Source organism: Indolivaga capnocytophagoides DSM 22835 (assembly GCF_000426485.1).
GTDB classification, from domain to species: Bacteria; Bacteroidota; Bacteroidia; order Bacteroidales; family Dysgonomonadaceae; genus Dysgonomonas_A; species Dysgonomonas_A capnocytophagoides.
On sequence record NZ_KE384529.1, the window covers coordinates 1 to 13,010 of the forward strand.

7 protein-coding genes are annotated in these 13,010 nt (G+C 37.9%); 4 read left to right on the forward strand and 3 right to left on the reverse strand.

Going from position 1 to position 13,010, the window contains the following annotated elements; translation table 11 throughout:
- Positions 1-678: glycosyl hydrolase family 95 catalytic domain-containing protein (locus K322_RS19480; protein ID WP_035332160.1), on the forward strand; the 678-nt coding region annotated here is incomplete at its 5' end.
- Positions 679-985: 307 nt separating this feature from the next.
- Positions 986-3,190, forward strand: coding sequence for a glycoside hydrolase family 3 C-terminal domain-containing protein (locus tag K322_RS0113515; protein ID WP_026627348.1), 2,205 nt, complete (start codon positions 986-988; stop codon positions 3,188-3,190).
- 40 nt (positions 3,191-3,230) lie between these two features.
- On the opposite strand, the gene K322_RS0113520 is transcribed toward K322_RS0113515, so the two are convergent.
- A complete protein-coding gene (locus K322_RS0113520; protein ID WP_026627349.1) occupies positions 3,231-4,865 on the reverse strand; it encodes an ArnT family glycosyltransferase in 1,635 nt (544 codons plus the stop codon).
- A 162-nt stretch (positions 4,866-5,027) separates the two neighbouring features.
- Between K322_RS0113520 and K322_RS0113525 the strand changes: the two genes are divergently transcribed.
- Together K322_RS0113525 and K322_RS0113530 are read left to right on the forward strand one after the other, a co-directional pair.
- A complete protein-coding gene (locus tag K322_RS0113525) occupies positions 5,028-5,768 on the forward strand; it encodes a glycosyltransferase (RefSeq protein WP_026627350.1) in 741 nt (246 codons plus the stop codon).
- Between the two features lie 6 nt (positions 5,769-5,774).
- Positions 5,775-6,407: a lipid-A-disaccharide synthase N-terminal domain-containing protein gene (locus tag K322_RS0113530; RefSeq protein ID WP_026627351.1), complete on the forward strand. Its 633-nt coding sequence runs from the start codon at positions 5,775-5,777 to the stop codon at positions 6,405-6,407.
- Between the two features lie 65 nt (positions 6,408-6,472).
- Here K322_RS0113530 and K322_RS0113535 read toward each other — a convergent pair whose 3' ends face one another.
- Both K322_RS0113535 and glgP read right to left on the reverse strand, forming a co-directional pair.
- On the reverse strand, positions 6,473-8,446 hold the full coding sequence (locus K322_RS0113535) for an alpha-amylase family glycosyl hydrolase (protein WP_026627352.1): 1,974 nt from the start codon (positions 8,444-8,446) through the stop codon (positions 6,473-6,475).
- A gap of 270 nt (positions 8,447-8,716) precedes the next feature.
- Positions 8,717-12,961: an alpha-glucan family phosphorylase gene (glgP, locus tag K322_RS0113540; RefSeq protein WP_026627353.1), complete on the reverse strand. Its 4,245-nt coding sequence runs from the start codon at positions 12,959-12,961 to the stop codon at positions 8,717-8,719.
- Between the last annotated feature and the right edge of the window lie 49 nt (positions 12,962-13,010).

A 13,010-nucleotide genomic window follows, 5' to 3' on the forward strand; every position in this document is an offset into this window, starting at 1 on the left:
GCTAAACTAGCTCCGACTTCAATCGGAAAATACGGTCAAGTCATGGAATGGCTCGAAGATTATGAAGAAGCAGATATACACCACCGTCATGTATCACAATTATACGGATTATATCCGGGCAACGAACTCACTTTCGAAAATACTCCGCAGTTAATGGAAGCAGCTAAAACAACACTGGAAAGGAGAGGCGATCAATCGACAGGATGGTCTATGGCTTGGAAAATCAATTTCTGGGCTCGTCTGAAAAATGGTGAAAGGGCATACAAACTCATAGGAGACCTCTTAAAGCCTGCTGAAAGCAGCTGGGGGACCTACCCTAACCTATTCAGTGCACATCCCCCTATGCAGATAGATGGCAATTTCGGAGGTTCAGCAGGTATAATGGAAATGCTTGTCCAAAGCCATTCTGGCTACATAGAACTATTACCCGCAATGACTCAAAGTTGTAAAAATGGAGAAGTGAAAGGATTACGAGTCAGAGGAGGTGCATCTGTTGATTTTTTATGGAAGAACAATAGAATACAAGAATTCACACTGAAAGCAGATACGTCCGATATGTTTATATTGAAATTACCTTCTGAAGTATCATCTATTTCAGGTACTAAAAAATATGCCGTTGATAATAACAAAATTTATCTATACATAAAGAAAGGACAAACAGTAAGAATTCTTTTTTAAGGTCTCATATCTTTTATTGACTTTGCAAGTATTACAGCAAGAGCTGATTATCGCTTTAAAATATGTCATTAAATACTTCTCTTCACTAAAAGAACAAAAGAAAGATGAAAAAGAAACAAATAAAAAAATACAATTCTTATGTAACTTTTGTAACCTTTTGGGTTGAGTCGAGAATTGAGAATATAAAATATATCAATATAATGATAGGGAGAAAAAGGTAACTGATGAAAAATGACATAAAGAGTGAAACCTTTGTTACCTTTTATAATTAAGTATTTGAAATCTATATATTTAATATAAACTAAACATGAAAAAACTTTTAGTACTATCTAGTATTTTGGGGTTGTTTACATTCCAGTCACAGGCGCAGCTCAAAGCAAAACCTGTATATCTGGATGACAGCAAGCCTATTGAAGCCCGAATCGAAGATGCTCTTTCTCGTATGACACTCGAAGAAAAGATCGCAATGATTCATGCTCAGTCCAAATTCAGCACTCCTGGATGCCCTCGTTTAGGAATTCCAGAAATATGGATGAGCGACGGCCCTCACGGCGTTCGCATGGAAATCGACTGGGATACATGGAATCACGCTGGATGGACAAATGACTCGTGTACTGCATTTCCTGCATTAACTTGTCTTGCAGCTACATTCAATCCTAATTTATCTCTCGAATACGGAAACGCACTAGGCGAAGAGGCTCGCTACAGAAAGAAAGATATCATACTCGGCCCCGGAGTAAACATCTACCGTACACCGATGAACGGCCGGAACTTTGAATATATGGGCGAAGATCCGTATCTGGCATCCAAAATGGTAGTGCCTTATATACACGGTGTTCAACAAAACGGTGTTGCCGCATGTATGAAACACTATGCATTGAACAATCAGGAACTTTGGCGTGGACATATCAATGTCGAAGCCAGCGACAGGGCTCTGTATGAAATATATCTGCCCGCTTTTAAAGCAGGAGTAACAGAAGGTAAAGTCTGGGCTATAATGGGCGCTTATAATCAGTTCAGAGGACAGCATACCACACATCACGAACTCTTAACCAATAAGATACTTAAAGGCGAATGGGGATTCGACGGAGTTGTCGTAACAGACTGGGGAAGTGCCCACGATACTAAAGAGGCTGCCCTTAATGGTTTGGATATAGAAATGGGCAGCTGGACTAATGGACTTACCTGGGGAGAAAGCTTCGCTTATGACAATTATTTTATGGCACAACCTTATCTGGAAATGCTGAAAAAAGGAGAGTTGCCAATGTCGACTTTAGATGAAAAAGTTAGACGTGTGCTCAGACTTACACTCCGCACAAATATGGATAGAAACCGTCCCTATGGGAGTTTTGCCACTCCGGAACATGCTGATGTAGCACGCCGTATTGCAGAACAGGGAATAGTCCTGATGAAAAACGAAAAGGATTTCTTCCCTATTGCTAAAAATAGATACAAAAAGATTGTTGTTATCGGCGAAAATGCAACCCGATCACTTACCGTCGGTGGAGGATCTTCGGAATTGAAAGTAAAGAAAGAAATATCTCCGCTTGAAGGGTTAAAAGAGAAGTACGGTGATGATAAAGTATTCTATACTATGGGATACGGATCGGGCCCCACCGTATACGATCAGTTTGTACCTTCTCCTTATAATGCCGACTCTCTGAAAAGAGAAGCTTTGGCTCTTGTGAAAGATGCGGATGTAGTACTTTTCTTTGGAGGACTGAACAAGAACTTCCAACAGGATTGTGAAGGAGCCGACCGCATCACTTATGATCTGCCTTTCGGTCAGAACGAACTTATCGAAGATATTCTTAAGATTAATAAAAATACAGGTGTAATTATCATCAGCGGTAATGCAGTTGCGATGCCTTGGTTAGACAAAGTGCCGGCATTGATGCAATCGTGGTATTTAGGATCTCAGGCAGGAACAGCAACAGCTAACATTATAGCCGGAGATGTTAATCCTTCGGGAAAACTGCCATTCTCTTTCCCTAAAAAACTGGAAGACAACGGAGCTATTTCTTTTGGTAAGATTTCCTACCCCGGAGATAGTATCAATCAGGTTTACAAAGAAGGATTACTTGTTGGTTACCGTTGGCACGATACGAAAAAAATCCCGGCGATGTTCCCCTTCGGATATGGTTTATCTTATACTACTTTTGAATACGGTAAAGCTACCACCGACAAAAAAGAATACGGTAAAAATGAAACAATTAAAGTTTCATTCGTCTTGACAAACAAAGGTAAAGCAGATGGAGCTGAATCCGTTCAGATATATGCATCTCAGTCTAAACCATCGCTTGAACGTCCGACTAAAGAATTGAAAGCTTTTCAGAAAGTGTTCTTAAAAGTAGGAGAAAGTAAGACTGTCGAACTATCGGTCCCGGTCGAAAGCCTAGCCTTTTTCGATGATAAATCTCATAGCTGGATTGTAGAATCAGACCAGTTTACATTACATTGTGCAGCATCTTCTGCAGATATCAGAAGCTCTGTTGCAGTTAAAGTGAAGTAGTAGAATGAAGAAGAGGAGATTTAAATCTCCTCTTCTGTTTTTATTTAAGTCTACTGATAATAGCAACTTGTCTGACCAGATCTTCATTGTATCTCCGACTAGATGATTTTTGCCAATTATTATCGAAAGTATCAATGTATTCTATCTTTACATTTTTTCCGGCCAACAAACTATCGATAGGTGCTCCGCTGACAAATACAAACGGTAGTTTTGACTGAATGAGAGCACTATCCGACACATTCAGAGGACGTATGACTTGGTTAGCCTCATATACAAGCTCCATTCTTAACTGCTCTTTTTCATTATAGAAAAACGGCATATTCTGAACTTTGTCGATCTTTCTCAGCATCCTGATACTATGCCTGTCGTTATTTATAAACATATTACGGACAGGTATCATACATAAGCCTTCAACCATAATCATGGTTAACAATATTCCGGTAAAAGCTTTCAGCACATTAATACGATACTTATTGAATACCGATATAATAAGAAAGACAGCCAGACAAATACTTATAACGGAAGTGACTATATAAAGAGGCAGTGTCACCATGCCGTCCTTAAAGAACATAATGTACAATGCCACAGGTAGTGCTACCAGTATAAGAATAATTACAATAATATTGAAACGAAAGGTATTCTTTTCTTTTGATGTCATTATGCTATTGGCACAATGATAAATATAAAACCCTATATTAATAGCTCCGGGAATCAGCATAGGTAACAGATAACGGGTCTTTTTCTCCGGAATCAGGGACAAGAGGATAAAAGCAGCCAAAGTCCATATGACAGAGAATATATATACATGACGGTTTTCGATCTTTTTTTTCCAGTGGAACCAACACAAAGAGGTTATCCAGAATAGAGCCCAGATACCGGCTTCAGCAGGAAACTGCCAGTAATAATATAAAGGTCTCACATTATGATTAAGCCAAGATGATGATTCTTTATCGGCTACAGCAACAGCTAATCCAGGATGAGACAACCGAGCATATACAGGCCACCATGTAGAGATAACCAGACAAGTGAGTATCATAATAAGGATAGGAAGCACTTTATCTTTTGCTGAAGGTCTGAGCACAATAATATAGCTTATAAGGAAAGGAAGTAATAAGGCATAAAACGATACAGGCCCTTTACTAAGGAAAGATAATCCTAGAAAAAGTCCGGTAATAAAGAAATGTCCCCATTGCTTACCTTTTTCTTCCAAGCCCAAAACTAAGAAGTAAATAGCACCAAGCATAAAGCTATGACAGTAAATATCCCATGTAGCAGTTCGCCCCATCAGTATGATATTAAAGCAAGAAGCTAATACCAATGATGATAATAATCCAATATTTCGGTTCTTAGTTAACCTGGATACAAGAAAATACAGAAAGAAAACCATTATCGTAGCAGAAATCGCTGCCATATATCTTTGTACAACAAGATTTTCCGGAAACAAAAGCTCTACACCGGCAGCTATCCATGTTGGTAAAGGAGGTTTTTCAAGACGAGGTTCACCGTTCATTGTAGGCATCAGATAATTATCTGTATGTATCATTTCCTGAGCGGTTGCTAAATTGCGAGACTCCATCAAGTCTGCAGGAATTATCTGATTATTTACAAAGAATGCGAAAAAACAAACTACAATAATAAACAGATAATGAATAAGATGATTCTGAGTATTTGTCATATAGTTACAGATTCAATATACATATAGTGATAAGACTCGGCAAAGATAAATATTTTGAAACCGGTAGTCTAATAAATATAATGTTTTAGAAGTAGCAAATACAAATATATTCTAAAAAATAGATACCTTTGCTGACCAAACAAATATATCAATATAGCGATTATGAATAAGACTTTAGGCTATGAATTAACAATAATAGTCCCAATTTATAATGAGGAAGACAACATTGACAGATTAGAAAAAGAACTTTCATCATATCTCAATAAATCTTCTGTAAAGTCTTGTATACTATTCGTTAATGATGGATCTAAAGATAACAGCAAAGCTCTTATAGAAAAAATATGCCTTCAAAACGACTCTTTTTTCTATATCAATTTTGCAGAAAACAGAGGATTAAGCGCAGCAATAAAAGCCGGAATTGATACTGCAGAATCCGCCTTTGTCGGTTATATTGATGCAGACCTACAAACAACACCTGAAGACTTTGAACTATTACTACCCTATCGGCACGAATTTGGTCTGGTTATGGGAATCCGCACCGGACGTAAAGACAGTTTAGGCAAAAAATTATCCTCTAAAATCGCAAACGGATTTAGGCGTTGGATGACCAATGATGGTGTTGCCGATACCGGATGCCCTCTGAAAATTATAAAGACAGATAACGCTAAACGTATTCCGTTTTTTACAGGCATGCATCGCTTTTTGCCGGCACTTATTCAACTCCAGAACGTCAAAGTCAAACAGATTCCTGTAAGACATTTCGAACGAATTGCAGGAACTTCCAAATTTAATTTATGGAATCGGCTTATAGGTCCATTCTTGGACTGCTTTGCCTACCGATGGATGAAAAAACGATATATCAATTACAATATAGCATCTAACAATATAGCCATTCATCAATAATAACATATGGAAAGCAAATCGTGGTACTTTGTTATAGGCTTTCTGGCTCAGGGTTTATTCTCTGCCCGTGTGCTGATCCAATGGGTATTATCCGAAAGGGCTAAGAAAGTTGTATCTCCTACTATATACTGGCAAATAAGCTTATTTGCATCGTTCTTATTTTCAATATATGGATGGCTCAGAGGCGATTTCGCGATTATTCTCGGTCAAGTTTTCTCTTATTACATCTATGTCTGGAATATAAATAACAAAGACCATTGGAAAGAAATATATCCCATAATCAGATACATTATACTAGCTACCCCGATCGTTGCCGGATGTTATGTGCTATACCACGGAACAAGTAGTATCGAACGCTTGTTTAAAAGCATGCCTCTGGGGTTGCTTATTTTCGGATCTATGGGACAGATTATCTTCACACTAAGGTTTGTTTACCAATGGTGGTACTCACAATCCAAAGGAGAATCATCTCTTCCTGTTAACTTTTGGCTATTAAGTTTAGGAGGATCTATAATTACCATCGCATATGGCATCTTCCGTAAAGATCCCGTGCTGATACTAGGTCAAAGTGCCGGCTTTATAGCGTATGCCCGAAACTTATGGTTAGCTAAAAAGGCAGAAAACGAATTTCCTCAGTAGCACAATATTTCCTTTTAATTCTCATTATTTATTTTTTAGGTTTCAGACCTATTATTAGATGTTTTCTATAACTTACGATAAGACATAATATATGCTGAACGAGCGGGTATATATAGTTTTAAGACATCCTTATCTTTTACTTTCCGGGTAATATAATCATAATTCATTTCTACCAGATCAAACCCATCAAAACGAGATTCATCTGTATTCAAGATGATATTATAAACACCCTCAGAAACGTCTATCGGATAATCAGTATAAGATTTTACAGGACTAAAGTTAAAGACAAATAGTAAATCTCTACGCTTAAAGACTAAAACTTGCTCATTTGTACTTTGAACAATGACAGCAGGTCTTTCATCGAATATAGAATATTTTGTTATTTCTTCCAACATAGCATGCTCAAACTCTGCCAGAAAACGATACCTTAGGTTAGTATCCTTCTCTAAACTCCATTGACGGCGGGCATATTTATAAGACCAATCGTTACCTTCTCTCGGAAAATCAATCCATTCGGGATGTCCGAACTCATTCCCCATAAATGTCAGATAACCATTTCCGGCAGTAGCGATGGTTGCCAGACGAATCATCTTATGAAGAGCTATCCCCCTGTCAACCTTTGGATTATGACCAAACACATTCATATCTGTATACATCAGGCTATCCAGAAGCCTGAATATAATAGTCTTATCGCCAACCATAGCCTGATCATGACTTTCGACATAACTGATCGTAGATTCTTCTTTTCGCTTATTGGTTAATTCATAAAACATATCACCGATATGCCATTCTTCATCCCGTTTTGTTTTAAGCAATTTAACCCAAAAATCGGCAATTCCCATAGCCATCCGATAATCAAATCCAATTCCCATTTTATCTACCGGAGAAGCCAATCCCGGCATGCCGCTAACATCCTCCGCAATAGTAAATCCATTGGGATTCAATTCATGTATCAGCTCATTTGCCAGTGTCAGATATGTTATTGCATCTTCGTCCTGATTACCATCATAATACATTGAATAATTGGTAAAATCACGTCCAATGCCATGATCGTAATACATCATGCTGGTTACTCCATCAAAACGGAATCCATCAAAATGAAATTCCTCAACCCAATATTTACAATTGGATAATAGAAATGCGACCACTTCATTCTTCCCATAATCGAAACATCTGGAATTCCAAACCGGGTGCATTCCTCTTTCTCCTGAATGAAAATACAAGTCGAAACTTCCGTCAAAACGACTCAACCCGTCGGTTTCATTCTTCACTGCATGAGAATGTACAATATCCAATACAACAGCAATATTCAGGCAGTGAGCTTCATCGATCAACTCCTTGAGTTCTTCCGGAGTTCCAAAACGGGAACTCGGGGCAAAAAAATTTGCAACCTGATACCCAAATGATCCGTAATAAGGATGTTCCTGTATAGCCATTAATTGTATTGTATTGTATCCCATCTTTGCTATATATGGCAGTATCTTTTCTCTGAAATGAATATATGTTGACACAGCCTCCTCTTCTCCGGCCATCCCGATATGAGCCTCATATATAAGAGGATTCTTTACCTGAACCGATTTTTTATATTTCCACTGATACTCATGCGTCCAAACCTGTGCAGAGAATATTTTATTCACATCATCCTGCACTACCCTCCTGCAATATGCCGGAATACGCTCTCCTGCTCCATCATCCCACTTTATCCAGAGCTTATACAACATTCCCTGTTTCAAAGAATCGAGAGGCAGTTCTATTTCCCAATTGCCATTATAAGTTTCATAAAATGCAAATTCTTTCCGCTGCTGCCAATTATTAAAATCGCCTATCAGATATATTTCTAAAGCATTGGGAGCCCACTCACGCAATACCCATTTATCAGGATAACGGTGCAATCCGTAATACAAATAACCATTAGCAATATTGCTCAAAGCTCCTCCTTTTGTAAGTAAGGTTTTTCTTTGAGTAAATTTATTATGTCTGTATTGAATGACTGTTTTATATTTATCTAATCCCGGATCGTTATATATAGATTCTTTCATGGCTAATTTTTGTAATAAGATTCTATTATTAATTCTCAACTCTACAAAAAGGTTACAAAAGTAACACCAAAATTGTGCTTTTTCATCAGTTACCTTTTCTTCCTATCCCCAATAAGTAGCGGCAGAACTCTGTAGCTTTAATCACTTTAAGTATAGATAAAATTCTGCAGATTCTGATTGATTAAATTTTAAACATAATATGGCTATTTTGAAATAATCAAAGATAGCCATATTAAATCTTACTTATCTTAATAGATTGTCAGCAGATCATTACATCCATTTCACTAATCCTGAATCTTGTTGGTAAGCTAACAAATCATTTTTCGCATATACCCGCAATCCGATAGAGAAACTTCCGATCTGACTGGTCACATACTTCAACCGGAAAGTTGCCATGCTTCCACTCTGATTTACAAACGTAAATGACTTTTTAATAAGGAAGTCTTCGGTCTTACTGCTTTTGTCATTAGTCACAACTAACTCCACGCCTAAATCCTCAGCAGATAAAGAACCACAGCTCAATTTTACTTCAAAGTCATATTCCATCCCCAAAGAAATAGATTCTTTATAGATACTTGGCATATTTACAGAGATAACCTCTATACTATCCCAACTTCTGGCCATTTTATGTTTCCAGGCTACAATATTTTTAGCCATGGCAAAGTCATCTTTCACTATTTCATGAGCTCGAGCACTCAACTTATTATAGAATCGATCCTCATAATCGGTCAATTGACGATTCATTGTAAAGTTAGATGCTACCTTATCTATTGAATTTTTAACATGCTGAACCCACTCATTGGGAATTCCATTCGAATCTTGTTCATAATACAACGGTGCTATTTCATTCTCTATTGTATTATATACAAGTTCGGCATCCAATTCATTTTGAAATTCGTCATTTTCATAAACCTGCTCAAGAGGCAATGCCCATCCGGCATCTTTCTGATAACCTTCGACCCACCATCCATCAAGTACACTAAAATGCATCACTCCATTCATAACAGCTTTTTCGCCGCTGGTTCCCGATGCTTCCATCGGACGTGTGGGTGTATTAAGCCAGATATCTACACCCTGAACCAAATTAGAAGCTAATTCCATGTCGTAATTCTCTATAAAGAGAATCTTTCCTAAAAATTGAGGGTATTTCGAGATCTCTACAATTTTCTTAATCAAATCCTGTCCTGCTTTATCCGCAGGGTGAGCTTTTCCTGCAAAAATAAACTGAGCCGGTTGTGTAGGATGATTAACAATCGCATTGAGAGTATCCAAATTCTTAAATAATAGCTGAGCTCGCTTATAAGTAGCGAAACGGCGTGCAAACCCGAATGTTAATTTATTAGGATCTAATGCTTCTACAATACTGACAATTTCACGAGGAGTATAATACATCAACTCGTTATGCTTAGTCAAACGTTCTTTGATATGTTCGAACATCCTGGCACGAAGTTTTGTCCGTATATTCCAGATTTCGCGATTCTCAACAGTTTGTATATTTGCAAAACACGATTTATCATAATGGTGATTCGCAAAATCAGCACCAAATACCCTTTCATGTAGTTCTTTCCATTCAGGAGCAGCCCAAGTCGGATAATGTACACCATTAGTCACATAACCAATATATGATTCTTCGGTCAGATACCCCGGGAACATATCTTTAAACATATCCTGTGATACCTTTCCATGAAGCCAGCTTACGCCATTTACTTCCTGAGACAAATTTACGGCAAGGACACTCATCGAGAATTTCTCGCTATGATTGTCAGGGTGCATACGCCCCAGAGACATTATACGATCCCATCCTATCTGAAAACGATCAGGATAATGTGATATATATTTACGCAACAATCCTTCTTCGAAAGCATCATGCCCTGCAGGAACAGGGGTATGTGTAGTAAACAGTGAAGATGAGCGGACTACTTCTCTCGCTTCATCAAAAGAAAGAGTTTTATCAACCATCAACTGGTGAATACGCTCCATACCCGTAAATGCGGCATGCCCTTCATTACAATGGTACACATCGGAGCGTTTATTCAGTTTCTTCAACACCCGTATACCTCCTATACCAAGAAGTAACTCTTGTTTCAATCGGTTTTCCCAATCACCACCATATAAATGGTGTGTAACAGAACGATCTTCGGGTAAATTATCCTCAAAATCGGTATCAAGCAGATATAGTTCAACACGCCCTACATCTACTCTCCATACACGGGCATGTAAGTTTCTGCCCGGTAGAGCGATCTGTATAGTTATCCAATTACCATCTTCGTCTCGTTGAGGGGTCACCGGTGTTTTGTCGAACTGCTGAGCCTCGTAAATATTTTCCTGTTCTCCTGTAGTGGATAGTCTTTGTGTGAAATAACCATACCTGTATAAAAGACCTATACCGGTCATCTTCGTACCCTTATCACTGGCTTCTTTCAAATAGTCGCCTGCAAGAATACCTAACCCTCCCGAATAAATTTTCAAAGAAGTATGTAAACCATATTCCATACAGAAATAAGAGATAGTCGGACCATCTTGTGTATTCTTCAGATCCATATATGCCTTAAATCTGGAGTAAACGGAATCTAACCGATTAATAAACTCTGCATCGTTTTCGAGCTGCTGATAACGCTGATAATTGAGGCTATCCAATAATGCTATCGGATTGAAATACACTTTTTCCCAAATAACAGGATCAACAGACTCAAATAATTCTTTTGCATCCTGATTCCAACACCACCAAAGATTATAGGCCAATTCTTCAAGCCTTTTTAACTTTTCAGGCACATTACGATGCACTATAACATTAAACCAGTTTGGGGTTACACTTTGCGGCATTTGCGGTATATAATTTGTTTGTATGTCAGTTATAAAATCACTTTCGTCATAGCGTTCGGCTACTTTAGCCAAGGCATCGCTATAAGCCTTCATATAATAATAAATCAGATTATCCCAAAGAGCAATCTTAGATACTTCATATGCGTTTTCTTTAACACTAAGCTGTTCTTTTTCTTTATAATTTGCATGTCGGATTACATGACCTTCTATTTTTGAAATTACTTCAGCATCATTATCGTCAGTTCTGCTGATGACTGCAATCCCCGGACGTTCCTCTTTGTAATGCGTTTTTACCCATAGACCAAATCCGGCTAAAGATGTGGTTATAGTAGGCACCTTAAAAGCAACGCTCTCTAATGGTGTATAACCCCATGGTTCATAATAAGACGGAAACAATGCCAAATCGAGCCCGGCAAGCAAGTCATAATAAGGAACATTAAATACTCCGTCCGTACCATTCAGATACGATGGCACAAAAAATATTTTGACACGATCTTCATTCGTATTGTTCAGTTCGTTGTTACGAATTGCATTCATCGTAGGATCATATTGCTCATCGTTCAGATCATGAGTCACATACTTATTATGCAAAGGTCTGTCTGATATATTATTCTGTAGATTGTACAGCAATTCTTTCGAAGGACCATGATGTCCGGCGGGTACTAAAATAAAGCCTACAACCTCTCTGGTCAATGCTTTGTTTTTATTTAACTTGCCTAAAGCTTCTATAAAAACATCTATACCTTTATTTTTGAACTCGTACCGTCCGCTTATTCCTATCAGTAATGCATTATTATCTATCGGACGACCTAAGATAGCCTGTGCAACTTTTATCAGATCATTACGGCCTTTCTTCTCCTGTTCGGCAAAATTTTCATCATTGGCTATAAAATCCTGAAAACCATTCGGAGTTACAATATCTACAGGCTTACCTAAAAATTGTTCGCACTCTTTTGCTGTAATATCGCTGACAGTAGTAAAACTATCAGCTTCCTGAGCCGCCAACTTTTCTAAAGACTGTTTTGATATAACATTAAAATTACGAGAGACTGTATCCGGATTATATGATTTTAGTTTATCGTAAAGTGGTAGATTATTTCCTGCAATACAACGTCCCAGCACTGTTGCATGAGTTGTGAATACGCATCCTACCTGAGGCATCTCCGATTTCAGGTACAAAAGACCCGATCCGGTCATCCATTCATGAAACTGAGCGATGATCTTATCATTAGGTGCACAATGATATTTTACATAACTCTCTATCACTTTAGCAGCTGCATATCCGAAGAGAGCGGGTTCGATATAATCCCATTGTCCTGATAAAGAGTCAAGTTTAAATTTTTCCCATAAATTACTTAAAATTTCATCTTTTGATGAAAAAAACGGAGTAAAATCAATGAGAACAATGATTGGTTTTTCGGCAATATTCCAGCGTCCAACCCTTATGCGCAATCCATCATTTATAGCTTTTGCTTTCCACGTCTTTAACAATAATGGATCTTCAATAAACTCATGATTAGTCTCATTACCCTGTACAACATCAGGCCCTATAAGAATATGCGGTTTATTAAGAACTTTCTCTAAAGATGCGATTTTAGTTGCGATAACCGTATGAATACCTCCTACCTTGTTACACACTTCCCAGCCTACCTCAAATAGATAGTCCGGTACCAATAATTTTTCATTTTGCATAATTATCTAATGATGTTGTTTGTTATTAGCTTCATTAGCGACCCTAATA